Annotated in this window: 16 protein-coding genes; 10 read left to right on the top strand and 6 right to left on the bottom strand. The window is 36.2% G+C overall.

All coding sequences use genetic code 11. The annotated features are described in order from the left end of the window. Nucleotides 1-8: 8 nt before the first annotated feature. Both EKM60_RS06985 and EKM60_RS06980 read right to left on the bottom strand, forming a co-directional pair. On the bottom strand, nt 9-635 hold the full coding sequence (locus EKM60_RS06985; RefSeq protein ID WP_125713856.1) for an NAD(P)-dependent oxidoreductase: 627 nt from the start codon (nt 633-635) through the stop codon (nt 9-11). Nucleotides 636-763: 128 nt separating this feature from the next. After that, nucleotides 764-1,327 carry a hypothetical protein gene (locus tag EKM60_RS06980; RefSeq protein WP_125713854.1) on the bottom strand — a complete coding sequence of 188 codons (564 nt, stop codon included), beginning with the start codon at nt 1,325-1,327 and terminating at the stop codon, nt 764-766. Between the two features lie 106 nt (nt 1,328-1,433). On the opposite strand from EKM60_RS06980, the gene EKM60_RS06975 reads away from it, so the two are divergent. Next, complete coding sequence (locus EKM60_RS06975; RefSeq protein ID WP_125713852.1) at nt 1,434-1,844, top strand: nucleoside 2-deoxyribosyltransferase; 411 nt, start codon at nt 1,434-1,436, stop codon at nt 1,842-1,844. Nucleotides 1,845-1,852: 8 nt separating this feature from the next. On the opposite strand, the gene EKM60_RS06970 is transcribed toward EKM60_RS06975, so the two are convergent. The 4 genes from EKM60_RS06970 to EKM60_RS06955 all read right to left on the bottom strand — a co-directional run bounded on the left by EKM60_RS06970 (nt 1,853) and on the right by EKM60_RS06955 (nt 4,957). After that, nucleotides 1,853-2,428 carry a hypothetical protein gene (locus EKM60_RS06970; RefSeq protein WP_125713850.1) on the bottom strand — a complete coding sequence of 192 codons (576 nt, stop codon included), beginning with the start codon at nt 2,426-2,428 and terminating at the stop codon, nt 1,853-1,855. Nucleotides 2,429-2,482: 54 nt separating this feature from the next. Continuing rightward, nucleotides 2,483-3,121 (bottom strand): CPBP family intramembrane glutamic endopeptidase, encoded by a 639-nt coding sequence (locus EKM60_RS06965; RefSeq protein ID WP_125713848.1) that lies wholly within the window; start codon nt 3,119-3,121, stop codon nt 2,483-2,485. 232 nt (nt 3,122-3,353) lie between these two features. Further along, complete coding sequence (locus tag EKM60_RS06960; protein WP_125713846.1) at nt 3,354-3,539, bottom strand: hypothetical protein; 186 nt, start codon at nt 3,537-3,539, stop codon at nt 3,354-3,356. An 80-nt stretch (nt 3,540-3,619) separates the two neighbouring features. Continuing rightward, nucleotides 3,620-4,957 carry an APC family permease gene (locus tag EKM60_RS06955; protein ID WP_125713844.1) on the bottom strand — a complete coding sequence of 446 codons (1,338 nt, stop codon included), beginning with the start codon at nt 4,955-4,957 and terminating at the stop codon, nt 3,620-3,622. A gap of 520 nt (nt 4,958-5,477) precedes the next feature. Here EKM60_RS06955 and EKM60_RS06950 point away from each other — a divergent pair. The 9 genes from EKM60_RS06950 to grdD all read left to right on the top strand — a co-directional run bounded on the left by EKM60_RS06950 (nt 5,478) and on the right by grdD (nt 15,381). Continuing rightward, a complete protein-coding gene (locus EKM60_RS06950; RefSeq protein WP_125713842.1) occupies nt 5,478-6,833 on the top strand; it encodes an APC family permease in 1,356 nt (451 codons plus the stop codon). Nucleotides 6,834-7,268: 435 nt separating this feature from the next. Further along, nucleotides 7,269-7,655 carry a GrdX family protein gene (locus tag EKM60_RS06945; RefSeq protein ID WP_125713840.1) on the top strand — a complete coding sequence of 129 codons (387 nt, stop codon included), beginning with the start codon at nt 7,269-7,271 and terminating at the stop codon, nt 7,653-7,655. 39 nt (nt 7,656-7,694) lie between these two features. Next, nucleotides 7,695-8,939, top strand: coding sequence for a thioredoxin-disulfide reductase (gene trxB, locus EKM60_RS06940; protein WP_125713838.1), 1,245 nt, complete (start codon nt 7,695-7,697; stop codon nt 8,937-8,939). A gap of 104 nt (nt 8,940-9,043) precedes the next feature. Beyond that, complete coding sequence (locus EKM60_RS06935; RefSeq protein WP_125713836.1) at nt 9,044-9,376, top strand: thioredoxin family protein; 333 nt, start codon at nt 9,044-9,046, stop codon at nt 9,374-9,376. A gap of 48 nt (nt 9,377-9,424) precedes the next feature. Next, nucleotides 9,425-10,714 carry a glycine/sarcosine/betaine reductase component B subunit gene (locus EKM60_RS06930; protein ID WP_125713834.1) on the top strand — a complete coding sequence of 430 codons (1,290 nt, stop codon included), beginning with the start codon at nt 9,425-9,427 and terminating at the stop codon, nt 10,712-10,714. 56 nt (nt 10,715-10,770) lie between these two features. Beyond that, a complete protein-coding gene (gene grdA / locus EKM60_RS06925) occupies nt 10,771-11,220 on the top strand; it encodes a glycine/sarcosine/betaine reductase complex selenoprotein A (RefSeq protein WP_125713832.1) in 450 nt (149 codons plus the stop codon). 41 nt (nt 11,221-11,261) lie between these two features. Further along, nucleotides 11,262-12,557: a glycine reductase complex selenoprotein B gene (gene grdB, locus EKM60_RS06920; RefSeq protein WP_125713830.1), complete on the top strand. Its 1,296-nt coding sequence runs from the start codon at nt 11,262-11,264 to the stop codon at nt 12,555-12,557. 97 nt (nt 12,558-12,654) lie between these two features. Further along, on the top strand, nt 12,655-14,193 hold the full coding sequence (grdC, locus tag EKM60_RS06915) for a glycine/sarcosine/betaine reductase complex component C subunit beta (protein WP_125713828.1): 1,539 nt from the start codon (nt 12,655-12,657) through the stop codon (nt 14,191-14,193). Nucleotides 14,194-14,223: 30 nt separating this feature from the next. Next, a complete protein-coding gene (grdD, locus tag EKM60_RS06910) occupies nt 14,224-15,381 on the top strand; it encodes a glycine/sarcosine/betaine reductase complex component C subunit alpha (RefSeq protein WP_125713826.1) in 1,158 nt (385 codons plus the stop codon). The last annotated feature ends 246 nt before the right edge of the window (nt 15,382-15,627 follow it).

The following is a 15,627-nucleotide window of genomic DNA, read 5'->3' as shown; positions in this document are numbered from 1 at the left end:
AAAACTAATTAATCAGTAATGACAGCATTTCTGTGAATCCACTTATCATCATGAGCGGCGGTGCATAAGAAATCAGCGACATCACTACGACTGATCATGGGGATACCATGCATTTTAATATGATCGTCTGCTTTGAATTTACCCTTGGCACTTCCATTTGTTAGAGCAGAAGGGTAAACAATCGTCCAATTTAATTTGCTAGCATGAATGATCTGTTCAGAGGCTTTTTTATTAGCATAAATATTTCGCAAAAATGTTCTATAAGCGATTTTTTGAGTAGGAGTAGCATCTTTGAATGTATCGCCAACTCCAAAAGATGATAACCAGATCAAGCGTGGAACTTCAGTGTGATTACAGGAATTGACTACTGAAACAGCTGCGCGCGTAAATAGATTATGAGCATGGATCGATCCGCCACGTCCTAAAGTTGAAATAACAGCATCTTGTCCGATCATGGCCTTTTCCAAATCAGCAGTTAAAATAGCATCTCCAGGGATAATGTTGATCTTATCCTTGATGTCATTTAAAGATTCAGTATGTCTGGCAAATGCTGTTACTGTATCTCCTAAGTCGAGTGCGGATTCAATGACTTTTCTACCAGTCGGTCCGGTTGCACCAATAATTAATAATTTCATTTCATTCGCCTTTTTCCTAATAATTTCTTACTGTAAACCTGTTACTCATATTCTATTTTTTTGAGTAGTCTTTAGCAACTAAATACTGCTATAAATTAAAAAACAATCATCTATTTAAGATGATTGAATTAATATTCAAAATCATTGTTCTGATCATAATCTTGGTCAGATTGATCGTCAGTATGATTTTCCCATTGCATACCTTTGTCAGTCATATTTCCATTATGGTCCATTAGACCGCGATCCATTTGACTCTCTGACTGTTGTTCACCAAAAGTTTCCAGATAATTTGGAGTACTTTTAAGTGCTTCATAGGCTGACATACCACTGTTTTGCATCTTATAAGCAGCAGGTGACATACCATATTTATTAACAAAACCGCTCAAAGTATTTTCATCATAAGAGATACCATTACTTTGTTGAGTTGGTTGGGATTGTTGACTCGATTGGTTAGTTTGAGTCTGCTGATTAGCCGCTAATTGGTCAGTGGTTTGATTGTTAGTGGATGACGCTGTTTCTCCAGTATTTTTCTTCGTAGACTTTTTTGCTTTCTTCTTATGTGTCGACTTCTTCTTGACCGCAGTAGTTGTGTCCTTCTTATGCGTATCAGCTGATTGTTTGTTGCCGTTAGAACATCCGACTAACGAGAAGGTCACTGCTAAAAGCAATCCGGTGCTGATTAATTTTTTCATAGTTACCCCCATAACATATGTTTTATGTATAGCATAAATTATCAAAATATGAATGTAAATTGTTATATAATTTATTTTAAACAAGAATAGGGAATAGTGTGATTGGATGAAAATATATTTTGCAGGTTCGATTCGTGGTGGTAGAAAAGATGTCGATGTCTATAGAAAAATAATCGACTATTTAAAAATTGATAATGAAGTTCTAACAGAACATATTGGCGACTATAAATTATCCGTTAACGGCCAGGATAAATTGGATAATAGCCACATTAGAAATAGAGATATCGCTTGGCTAAAAGAGAGTGATCTAGTAGTAGCAGAGACCAGTAATCCAAGTTTGGGTGTTGGATACGAATTAGCATATGCCGAAAAGATCGAAAAATCGGTTATAATTTTACACAATAAAAATAAGAGTCAACTATCGGCAATGATAGCAGGCTCTAGTTATTTTGGAGATATTAATTATTATAGCGACGTAGCGGAAGCAATAAGTATATTGAAAAAGAAATTGCAATAGAGAATCGGTTATTTATTCCACTTAAATTCCTTATAGTTGGACATTTTGGAATGGCCGACATTTTCGCCATCACAAAAGATAATAGTGTAGACTCCTTCTTTATAGGTTTTCTGTTTTACTTTTTCGTGTTTTGCAAGTCCTATCAGCGCTATGTTTTGTGCTTTGAGAGCAACTTCATTTTTGTTAGCAGCGGGCAAATCTTTAAATTCAGTCACGACATGAACATTGATTCGATCTTTATCTACCATTTTTACTTTAACAACTCCGTTTGACCATGCAAAAGCATTGTTGGGAGTCCCGTTATCAGTTGGCTTACCATTTTCATCAAGAGTTCCATTCGCAAATCCTTTGTCCATCTTCAACTTTGAGGCTATCGATTTGTTTATTTTGGAATAATTCTTAGTAGTTTGTTCGGTTTTTGTTTCAGAAGTTTTACTGTTATTTTTTGGTTTAACAAGGCTGATAACAATAAATAGTCCAATGATTACGATTAAAATAATGAACCATATTCGTTTATAAAATGGTTTTGGAGGTTTACGCCTTCTATGCATTTCTGACCTGGAACGTATCCTTTGATTATCCATATTTTAAATCCTCCAGTAATAGTTCAATTATATCAGAGGTAAATAGAATATCTTCTATAGAATAACCAAAATAGTTGCGATCAAGTTATTTAGGAAATGTAAAAAGATACTGTAACGAATGTTTCCAAATCTGACATAGGCCAAAGATAGAACAACACCCATTAAGATGTATGGAATGATAGTCAAACTAAGACTTGTCACGTGAGCAAATCCAAAGGCCAACGAAGAAACCAGAATATACCAAAATGCAGTTTTATAATCAGTTATTTTAGGAAAAAATAATTTAGCAATCAATCCTCGAAATATTAATTCTTCAGCTATTGGTCCAAGAAATACCGACGTTAAAACAGCATTGATCGTATTATTATGCAATTGATCCAGAACCATTTTTTGATTACCGGATTCTGGAAAGAATTCGCTAGCATATCCAATCACAATAATAGCAACAATGAAGATAGCCAATTCTAAAGGAATCTTTTTAGTCACATTGACTTTAAAAGAGAAATCCTTTTTAAAATACTTCCAGAGTGAATAAAGAAAGAATCCAAAAATCACCAATGATATTGCAGTTATAATTAGATAACCGATGTGATTACTGATTGCCATACCCACGATAAAAGGAATGGTACATAATTGATAAACAAATAGATAAAAAATGATTGTTAATCCTTTACTAACTGAGTGCTTTTTCATAGGGGACCTCCTACAAAACAAATATTTTCAAGGAAGTTATACAACTTTTTTTATTGTTAGGGTTAGTTAACTGTTTTTGATAATTAATACAAATAAGGTGCTGTGACATAACTATTTTCACTTTAAACGTAACTTTTTCCGCTTAAGACAAATGGCTCCAGTAATCCAAAATCGGATTACTGGAGCCATTTGTCTTAATGCTCGAAAGCTGACCATGTTTTGTTACACTTTTTTATACTAATTTACTTTTTCTTTTATCTAAAAGTTCTCGTAGAGCTTCAATATCATCGAGAGTAGCTCGATTATTTATAAAACTCTTAGCTGATGACCGAGAATGTAAGTATCTTATACGTTCTTTATGATTTTCGTCCCATTTTTTATTTGCCTTGATCCTTGCAGTGGTTAATTTTTCTGACAATTTTACTACCCCCTAGATATTTATTCCCGAATAAAAAGCAATCTCCCAATCGGATGCCAAGAAGATTGCCTTAATAAATATTAATCAGAATCTTTAGAGATATGATTATGTTTTCTCGCATATGCGTAAACAGGCAATCCTAACAAAGTGATACCAAGTCCAAGTAATGCCAAGGATGTTTGAGTGAAGATCGTTGAAACGACAATGAAGACACCACCCAAAATGGCAACGATTGGAGTGAATGGATAGAGAAGAGCTTTATAAGGACGTTTTAGTTCAGGTTCACGTTTTCTTAAAATAATTGTTGCAGCAAATGTCATAGTATAGAAGATCCAAATTACGAAGACTAGCATATCTGTTAGTGTATTGAAATCTCCTAAGAATACCATGATAAAGGCAATGAATAATTGAACTAATGCAGCGGCAGTTGGAATACCGAATTTAGACAACTTAGATAGTTGTTTACTAAATGGTAAAGTCTTATCCAAGGCCATGGCATAAGGAATTCTTAATCCTGTCATTGTATAACCATTGATGGCACCATATACAGAAATCAAAATTCCGATTGTAACCAATCTACCACCGAAGTCACCAAAAATTACTTTAGCAGCATCAGCAGCAGTATTTTCGTTACCAACGATGCTACCAATAGGTAATGATTTCAAAAAGACAAAGTTAATAAATAGATAAATAACAGTAATTCCTAGTAATCCAAAGATGATGGCTCTTGGAAGATCCTTTTTAGGATTCTTTAGCTCTCCAGCAATATTACCTACTTGAATCCATCCATCATAGGCAAACATTGTGGCAAGAAGTCCATGACCAAGACCAGTTAAGAAATTGATATCTGTTCCGGCTTTAACTGGAAATAGAGGAACTGGACCACCATTTTTTGAGAATAATCCAAAAACAATTATAAGTGCGATAGGAATTAATTTAAAAACAGTAGTAAATGTTTGGAATCCACCACCGTATTTTGATCCGCATAAGTTGATCAAGGTGATTGATAATGCAACTACTAATGCCATAGGTATCAAATATTTAAGGTCCATACCTAATAGGTGGATCAGCTGTGTACTAAAAATAATTGATAAAGCAGAGATATTAGCAGGGAAGTAGATAACCATTTCTGCCCAACCGAGCATAAATGACGGTGTCTTCCCATAAGTGTGGTTGATGTATTCAACCATACCACCTGTTTCTGGAATAGCAGCAGATAGTTCTGCAGTAGTAAGTCCAGCGGCAATCGTTATTAGTCCCCCTAGTAACCAACTGAATAATGTAAGACTAGAAGAACCAGTTACTTCTGTAACAACAGGTGTTTTAAAAAATACCCCTCCACCTATTGCTGTTCCGATAACCGTTGAAAGAGCAGCCCAAAAGCCAATATTTCTTTTGAGCTGAGCATCTTCATTCATTATGTTGTACCTCCTTATTTCCGAAAACCGTTTGATAATGTTTTCACAATCATTCTAACAGATAATGAAAATATTGAAAGGGAAATTTAGACTTTCCCTTCATGAAATTCATTTTTTAGGTTTGAATACCTAATAAAATACTCTTTGAATGTAGCAATAGCAATGCTTATTTATCAAAAAGAGTGATGTTTTATTGCTAAAAATGCTCTGAAATGACTAAAATATTGTTCTTTTGAAATTTTTTATCGTTGATTTGACAGTGTTTACGAAGTTGATACACTGCTTATACACTGTACGTCGATGAACACTCTTAATTGTGACAAAAGCTAGCTGTTTCAGTGGATCTGCGTGATTATTTAACAAATACGAGTGTTCATTAATTATAAACATTATCATAAAGCAAAATCCAAATTTCAGAAAATGTTTGTTAAAACATTCACAAAATTTTGGTTAACATTTAAAAACCGTGCTATGATAAAAGAGATTTCAATTATAAAAAAGCTTGAGATAGGGTGATATTATGCGACGAAAGCCAATTGAAGATTTAATAAACGTTTCACAGGATAAACCCAAAACACTAGGGCTTTTTGATCTCACAATTATGGGGATCGGAGCCATCATTGGTACTGGTATTTTAGTTTTGACAGGTATCGTTGCCGCAACGGATGCCGGTCCGGGTGTAGTATTTTCATTTTTAATAGCAGCTTTAGCTAGTGCATTGATTGGATTGTGTTATTCAGAGTTAACAACAACAATCCCAAGTTCAGGTAGTGCCTACGTTTATTCATGGATAACGATGGGTGAACAAATTGCCTTCTTTTCTGGTTGGACACTACTTGGTGTTTATATTACAACGACAGCGACGGTTGCTACAGGTTGGACAGGATATGTAACGTCATTTTTGAAAGAAGTAAATATCTTCTTGCCAGAAAGTTTAGTGCAGTCTCCATTTAACGGTGGATTAATTAATTTGCCGGCCGTTATAGTTGTACTATTAATAACCTTATTACTAACTCGCGGTATGAGTGAAAGTAAAGTCGTTAATGATGTATTAGTTTTAGTAAAGATCGGTATTATCTTACTATTCGTGGTTGTTGGCGCATTTCATGTCAGGACTTCTAACTGGAAACCATTCTTACCATTTGGGGTAAAGGGAATTTTTACAGGAGCTTCAACGGTATTCTTTTCTTTCTTAGGATTTGATGCTTTAGCAACATCAGCTGAGGATTGTAAGAAAGTTCAAAGAAACTTGCCAATTGCTATTATTGCTTCATTAACTATTTCTACTATCTTATATATTATTGTCAGTTTAGTAATGACTGGAGACGTTAAGTATAATCTACTGAACGTTCCCGAAGCAATGTCATTTGTTTTGATTACTTTAAAACATCCAATCGTAGCAGAAATTGTTTCGTTTGGGGCTATATTAGGTATTCTTGCCGTAATTTTGGCATTTATTTATGCTTCTTCAAACATTGCTATGTCAATGAGTCGGGGGGGATTCTTACCTGCTAGATTTAGTAAGTTAAATTCTAAGACACAAACACCTAATGAAGCACTCTGGATCATCGGAATTATCACTGCAACATGTTCAGGATTATTAGACATCAAAAAACTGGCCACATTCGCCAATGTCGGCTCATTATGTATTTTCTTCCTGATTTCTGTCGCAGTTCTACTATTAAGAAAACAGCATCCAGAATTGAAACGTGCATTTAGGGTTCCATTTGGATCAATTATTCCAACGTTATCAGCATTGGTATGTATCTTGCTATTGTTTAATCTACCAGGCTCCGCATGGTTAAACTACCTAGGCTGGCTAGCCATTGGAGTAATCTTATACTTTGCTTATTCTAAGTCTCATGTAATCTATTGATTTTTTTATCATCAATTGTGAACTAAATCACTATATGAGTAGAAAAATCCTTTTTTAACCTTAGATGTGTTAATGCTCGATGAACACACCGATTGACGATCATTGATCATCAGATTATAAGAAGATTATAGATAGTTTTAGAAAATTGACAAAAAGTTTAATGTGTAAAGTAGGAAAAGAGGTTATGGTTCATATAAAACACTGCATGTGTAAATGCTGATATATTGGTATTTAATTACCATTAATTGGATTTTTTTAGACAATTGTTGTTGTACTGTAAAAGAATCAGTTCTCCAATTAATAAAATGGATTTTAATGATCTTTAATATAAAATAATTGATGGTTTTTTTGTAAAAACGCTTGCAAATCAATCGTTAATACGATATATTGCAGTTGTAAGAGAAAGTGAAAAAGTTAACAAAGGGGGTCTGAAGAATGGCAAATTTCCATATCTTGACTAATAATCCAATGGTTAAAGATAAGTATTCAGAATTTACCGAATTTGACCAGAACTTAACCGTTGCAGATATTTTTGCTCATAGTAGAGATTCCATTCATTTAGGAGCCAATTTGATTAATCATCCACTTGCTGGGAGCATCAAGCCTAATCAGAGTCCATATAAGAGTTTAGTTTTAAGCAATCAAAAAGGTGATCTTGATATGACTTCACTAAAACTAATAGAAGGATCAATTCAAGTACTTAGAAAGTTTCCTCCTTTAAACAGAAAATATGACGAGAGCGTTTTAGAGGATTTTCAAGTAATTGACTTAGACTTATTAGATTCCGCGATTGATAGTTTGCCTTACAAATACCATGAATAATTAAATTAATAATTGTCTTATGTATGGGAGGAGAGTTTTATGTCAAAGCTATATGATCTTTTAATTATCGGTGCTGGTCCTGGTGGACTAGCCGCAGGTATCTATGGTAGCCGTGCTAAATTGAGTACAGCTGTTCTAGATAAGAATGCTGAACCTGGTGGACAAGCCTCAACAACAGATGAAATGGAAAATTATCCTGGTTTTTATAACGGTACTACTGGTCCCGGTATTATGAAGGAATTTGCTGACCATGCTAAGTCATTCGGAACAGAATTTTTAAGGGGAACAGTTGATGAAGTTGACTTCACTGGACCTGTAAAGAAGGTTCACACACAACAAGGTGATACATATGAATCAAAGGTTGTTGTTTTATCACCTGGAGCTACACCAAGAAAAATCAATGTTAAAGGTGAAGCTGAGTTAAGAGGTAAAGGTGTAAGTTATTGTGCAACTTGTGACGCTGACTTCTTTGTAGATTTGGATGTTGTGGTTGTTGGTAACGGGGATGCTGCTATTGAAGAAGCAATGTACTTAACCAAATTTGCTGAGACAGTAACGATCATCGTTATTCATGAAGAAGGAAATCTTGATTGTAATAAGGCTAGTGCTGAAAAGGCCATGAAGAATCCAAAACTCAAATGGGTTTGGAACTCAACTGTTGAAGAAATTGCTGGTGATGAATTAGTAGAAAAAGTTGTTTTGAAGAATATCAACACTGGCGAGTTAACTGATCTTGAAACAAACGGTGTCTTCGTATTTATCGGAACAGAACCTCACACAGATTTCCTTAAAGGAAAGGTTGAATTAGATGATCGCGGCTACTTAGTTGCTAACGATATGATGGAAACAAATGTACCTGGTGTTTATGCTGTTGGAGATGCAAGAGTTAAATATCTTCGTCAAGTTGTTACAGCTGCAGCTGATGGTGCAATTGCCGCATCAGCCGCTGAAAAGTACTTGTCAGAACTCGAAACACTTCAAAATGATGTCCTAGATGTAAGCAACAAGAAACCAGTTATCTTAGCATTCTGGGCACCACAAGTTGAAGAAAGTATCGACTCGATTGCCGCAGTAGATAAAATTGTTGAAGAGAAAAATGGTGCAGTTGAATTAGTAAAACTCGATACATATAGAGCCAAAAAGACAGCTACACAATATAAAGTTACAGAAATTCCTACTATTGTATTGTTCAAAGATGGCAAAGATGTTGCTCGAATTGAAGGAGCAAAGAATATTACATCTGATGCCGTTGAAGATTTATTGAAAGAATCTGTTGAAGTTTAGACAGATCAAATAAAAAGTTTAGATTGATTTCTAAATTTTTTATCTTTGAAATTTAGTCCAGTATTAGATTTCAAAGATAAAAAAATTGAAGGGAGGCGAAAATTATGATGGAACATCTTACAAAAGAAAATTTTGAAGATACAATCAGTAATTCGAAAGGTTTAGTTATGGTGGATTTCTTTAGTCCAAAATGCGTACCATGTATGGCACTTATGCCAGATGTTGAAAAACTATCAGATGACAAATCTGATGTAGCAACATTCTATGCATTCGACACTACAGGAAATATGAGAATGGCCATGAAACAAAAAGTCATGGGAATTCCAGCATATTTATTCTATAAAGATGGTGAAAAAGTTGCTACTCTTGGCAAAGAAATCTTGGAAGATCAAGGTATGGCAGCCGTAACAGCTAAACTAGATGAATTAACAGTTTAGTTTCATCATTTAGAATAACTGCAAATATGCAAAGAATGGAGGGATATTATGCGATTAGAAATTGGCAATATCCTAATTAAAGATATTGCCTTCGGTGAAAAAACCGAAGTTAAAGATGGCACATTATTCGTTGATAAAGACGAATTGATCGAAGCTGCGACAGGTGGAGATGAAAGAATCAAGTCTCTTGATGTGTATTTAGCTAAACCAGGTGACAAGACTCGTATCATTCCAGTTAAAGACGTTATCGAACCACGTTGCAAAGTTGACGGCAAAGGAAATATTTTCCCAGGTGTTATTGGTGATGTTGAGCAAGTTGGATCTGGACGTACACACGTACTTAAAGGTGCAGCAATTGTAACAACTGGTAAGATTGTTGGATTCCAAGAAGGAATCATTGATATGAGTGGTGAAGGTGCTAAATATACACCATTCTCAAAATTAAATAATATTGTAATTAAAATGGAACCAATCGACAGCATCAAGCAACACGAACACGAAGAAGTTATTCGTTTAGCTGGTTTCAGAGCTGCCAATTATATTGGTGAAGCAGGAAGAAATGTTGAACCTGATGAAGAAAAGGTATATGAAACAAAACCTCTTCTTGAACAAGTTAAAGAATATCCTGATCTACCAAAAGTAGTTTATGTATATGCACTACAAACACAAGGATTGATGCATAATACCTTCTTCTATGGTGCAGATGCCAAGAAGATCGTTCCAACATTTATGTATCCAACAGAAGTATTTGACGGAGCCATTACAAGTGGTAACTGTGTTTCGGCTTGTGACAAGAATCCATCATATGTACATTTGAACAGTCCAGTTATTGACGATTTATATGAAAAGAATGGTAAAGAAATTAACTTTATCGGATGTGTTATTACCAATGAGAACGTAACATTGCAAGACAAGAAACGTTCATCAAATATGACCGCTAAATTGGTTGAATTACTTGGCGCTGACGCAGCAATCATCTCAGAAGAAGGCTTTGGTAACCCTGATGCCGACTTGGTTATGAACTGTAACAACCTTGAAAATAAAGGTATCAAGACAGTTCTTGTAACAGATGAGTATGCTGGACAAGATGGTGCCAGTCAATCATTAGCTGATTCAACTCCTAAAGGTGATGCTGTTGTAACTGCAGGTAACGCTAACGAAGTTATCGACCTTCCAGCTATGGATACAGTTATCGGTCATCCAGAAGTTGCCAATATTATTGCTGGTGCTTGGGATGGAAGCCTTCGTGAAGATGGATCAATTGAAGCTGAACTTCAAGTAATCACTGGTTCAACAAATGAATTAGGATTCTTCAATCTATCAGCTAAAACAATATAGTATAACGAAATTATTTAGTAAACATTAAATTTAATAAAATTGAAGGAGAGCACATTATGGGTATTCTTGAAAACAAAAAGATCGCCATTTTAGGCGACCGTGATGGAATTCCTGGCATGGCTATCGAAGCTTGTGTAAAAACAGCAGGCGCAGAAGTTGTCTTTTCAACAACTGAATGCTTTGTTTGAACGAGCGCGGGAGCTATGGACCTGGAAAACCAACAAAGAATTAAAGATCTTACAGACAAATACGGTAAAGACAATCTAGTAGTAGTACTAGGTGGTGGGGAAGCTGAAGCTTGTGGTTTGGCTGCCGAAACCGTATCAACTGGTGATCCAACATTCGCTGGTCCATTAGCAGGAGTCCAGTTAGGACTCAAAGCATATCATATGTTTGAACTAAAAGATGAAGTAGATCCAGCAGTTTATGACGAACAAATATCAATGATGGAAATGGTATTGGATAAAGATGCCATTAATAAAGAAGTACAAGAATATCGTGGATAGTTTTCACTACTTCCCAAACCTTTTGTAAAGGAGGAAATAAAATGACCAAAAAAAGAATTGTGCATTACATAAACCAATTCTTTGCCGGGATCGGTGGTGAAGAGAAGGCTGATGTTAAGCCTGAAAAGAGAGACGGTGTTGTTGGACCTGGTATGGCTTTTAAAGGTCAACTTACTGATGTAGCAGAAATCGTTGGTACCGTCATCTGTGGTGATAGTTACTTTAATGAAAATGAAGCAGAAGCTTCAGAAACTGTTCTTGAAATGATTAAAAGCTACGATCCAGATATCGTCATCGTAGGACCAAGTTTTAACGCCGGTCGTTATGGTGTCGCAGCTGGTGCAGTTGCCAAATTGGTTGATGAGAATTTACATTTACCAGTTGTTGGTGGTATGTATCCAGAGAACCCTGGTTTCGAGCTATACAGAAAACACGGATATTTTGTAGAGGTTGGTAATAGTGCCGCTACAATGAGAAAAGCAATTCCTGCAATGTCTGCCGTTGTTAAACAAATTATTGACGGTAATGAAGAAGTTACAGGTTATATGCCAAAAGGTCTCCGTGAAAATGTATTCAGAGAAGAACGTGGTTCAAAACGTGCTGTTGAAATGCTCGTAAACAAAATTCAAGGCAAGGAATTCACAACTGAATATCCAATGCCTACCTTCGACCGTGTTGACCCAGCTCCAGCCGTTAAAGATATTACAAAGGCAAGAATCGCTTTGGTATCTTCTGGTGGTCCAGTTCCAAAAGGAAATCCTGACCACATCGAATCTTCAAGTGCATCTAAGTATGGTAAATATAGCTTGAAAGATATCGATGACTTTACTCCAGAAAACGGACAAACAGCTCACGGTGGTTATGACCCAGTCTACGCAAATGAAGACTTGGATCGTGTCCTACCAGTCGACGTGATTAAAGAAATGCTTGCTAACGGTGAAATCGGTTCGTTACATGATTATTGGTACGCTACCGTTGGTAATGGTACATCTGTAGCAAATGCTAAAAAGTTTGGTACAGAAATTGCAGCACAACTTAAAGAAGACGGCGTAGATGCTGTTATTCTAACATCCACTTGAGGAACTTGTACTCGTTGCGGTGCAACGATGGTTAAGGCTATTGAAGCCACAGGACTACCAATTGTTCATATGTGTACAATTGTTCCTATTTCTAAGACAGTTGGAGCTAACAGAATTGTTCCTACAGTCGCAATTCCATATCCATTAGGTAATCCAGAATTGGATCCTAAAGATGAAAAAGAATTACGTAGAAAATTAGTAAGAAAAGCTCTTAAAGCGCTTGAAACACCTGTTACTGAACAGACAGTATTCAACTAGTAAGGGAGCTCAAGAGTTTCAACTAGGAGCCGAAAACAACTTTTCGACTCCTTTTTTTATAAGATAGTTTCAAATAATTATTTTGGGGGTGCAAAGTATGACTTTTCCAGTGCTTAAAGGAACCGCTTATACATTAGTTCATACACCAGATATCTTAGTTCATGAAGGTAAATTGCAAGAAAGTGAAATGAGAAATAGCCCGGATTCAGATTATCTCAAAGCTATTCCAGATCACTTGCGTTCATTTGAAGATGTTGTTGGGTATGGTCCTAATCAAGCTTATATAGGTAATATTCATCCACGTGATTTAAATAATATTGAGAAACCTTGGTACGAACATCCATTAGAAAACGCTTCAACCGAAGGAAAATTCGGTTCAATTATGTCAGAAGATATGTTTTATGGCTGCTTAAAGGCCGTTGATATGTTTGAATTAGTAGTTTTAGATGCAAGTTTTCAAGAGAAGATCGCTAAAAAAGTTAAAGAAGACCCAGTCATTGGTAAATATTGGGTAACTTTAGATAAGTTAACTGAGAATCCCAGCTCAGTTGATGAGATTAAATCTTTAATTGAAGAAAAAGATGCAAAACCATTGTATCTTGATAATGAATTAGTTGGTTGCATCAAGAGAGCTCATGAATTTGACGCCGCTTTGACAAGTGATGTCATGTTTGAAAACTTAGTAAGTAAGGCTTCTGGTGCCTATGCATTAGCTGAATTATTTGCTAAGAATGATCTCGAACCAGATGATGTTGATTATTTGATCGAATGTAGTGAAGAAGGTTGTGGTGACATGTTCCAACGTGCCGGTGGTAACTATGCCAAATCTATCGGTGAAATTTGTGGATGTGTCAACGCTACTGGATCAGATACACGTAGTTTCTGTGCCGCTCCTGCTCACTCTATGGTAGAAGCTTCAGCACTAGTACAAGCGGGCGTATATTCAAATGTCGTAGTCCTTGCCGGAGGTTCATCAGCCAAACTTGGAATGAATGGTAAAGATCACGTTAAAAAAGATCAACCCCTCATTGAAGACTGTTTAGGTGCCTTTGCTATTCACGTTGGTGAAAATGATGGCAAGTCCCCAGTGATCCGTACAGATATTGTCGGTAAACATAAAATTGGTAGTGGTGCCGCTCCACAAGCTATTATGCAAGCTATAGTTGCCGATCCACTCGAACATGCAGGTTTATCGATCAAGGATGTTGATGTATTTTCTGCCGAAATGCAAAATCCTGAAATTACTGTCCCAGCTGGTGCTGGTGATATACCTTCTGCCAATTACAAGATGATTGCCGCTTTGGGTATTATGAAAAAAGTATTTGCTAGAAGTGAATTAAATGAAGTTGTTGAAAGAATTGGTATGCCTGGATTTGTACCTACACAGGGCCACATCCCATCAGGTGTTCCATTCTTAGGACACGCTATCGAGATGATCGAAAATGGTGATATTCATCGTACAATGATCATTGGTAAAGGTAGTTTATTCTTAGGAAGATTAACAAACCTCTTTGATGGTATTTCATTTATTGTAGAAGCAAATGATGGACATGTTGAAGACGATTCAGTCGACAAAGATACAATTCGTCAAATGATCGCCGAATCAATGAAACAATTTGCTGATTCTCTAAAATAAAGAATAATCATCCTTAAAGGGGGGAGAAAAATGGAAAATAACGTACAAAACACGATTGCCGAAGTGTTTGACGAAATTGCTCAAGGTTTAGAGGATGGTAATTTTGGCTCTAGACCTCGTGTAGGTGTAACACTACTTGGTAGTGAACATGGTGAAGAAGAAGTTCTTCGTGGTGCTGAACTGGCTCAAGCTAACGATCCCTCCATTGAAGTTGTAGTTATTGGTACCTTAACTGATACAAAACTAGAGACCGTTGCTGCGTCTACCCCAGAAGATGCACATGATAGAATGGATGAATTGTTGGCTGCGGGCAAATTAGATGCCGCGGTAACGATGCATTATACATTCCCAATTGGTGTGTCGACCGTTGGCCGTTCAACTACACCAGGTGTCGGTAAAACCATGTTTATCGCTAATACAACTGGTACTTCAGATATGGATAGAACAAGTGCTATGGTTAAAAATGCCATTTCAGGTATTGCCGTAGCTAAAGCAAATGGTAACGAAAATCCAACAGTTGGAATTTTAAATATTGATGGCGCACACCAAGTTGAAAAGTCATTAAATAAATTAAAAGATAAAGGTTATAAAATAAACTTTACCCAAAGTCATCGTGCAGATGGCGGTATAGAAATGCGTGGTAATGATTTACTACAAGGTGTTCCTGATATTATGATCATGGATAGTTTGACAGGTAATATTATTACTAAAGTAATGAGTTCCTTCTTAACTGGCGGAAGCTATGAATCCGTTGGTGAAGGATATGGTCCCGGTGCTGGTAAAGGGTACGATAAGATTATTAATATCGTTAGTCGTGCCTCAGGTGCCAATGTTATTGCCGGTGCATTAAGTTATGCCGGTAGATGTGTCAAAGGTAATTTAGTAGATAAAGTAAATTCTGAGTATAAAGCTGCTGAAAAGGCTGGATTGTCTGACGTTCTGGCTAGTTTAACAGCCCCTCCAAAGAAAGATGACTCATCTCAAGAAGTCAAAGAACCAGCCAAAAAAGCTGTTTCAGAAGCTATCTTAGGTATTGATATCCTAGTCTTAGAAGAAGCTGTTACAGAGCTTTGGAAAGCTGATATCTATGCTACAAGCGGAATGGGATGTACAGGCCCCGTTGTTATGGTTGCTCCAGATGATGAGGATCACGCACGCGAGGTTCTCAAAGCCGCTGATTATCTCTAAAAAGTATTTAACTCTGGTGAAAGAATTTTAGTAATCAATGTGATAAGCACCTCCAAATATGAAACGATTCGTTGACGTTAAATCAAATAAGCCCTCAATGAAGTGAACCCCTTAGTTTGGACATAAAATCCAAACTAAGGGGCTTTTTTATGGTTAAATTCAATTTAGATTTAAAAACTAAAATAGTAACTGAATATTTCAATGGATGTGGTTCCACAACTCTAGCAAAGAAATATGGAATAGCTA

Origin of the sequence: Companilactobacillus kedongensis (assembly GCF_003946625.1) — a bacterium.
GTDB classification, from domain to species: domain Bacteria; phylum Bacillota; class Bacilli; order Lactobacillales; family Lactobacillaceae; genus Companilactobacillus; species Companilactobacillus kedongensis.
Note: the sequence above shows the minus strand (reverse complement) of the source record. Positions and strands in the feature narration are given on the sequence as shown.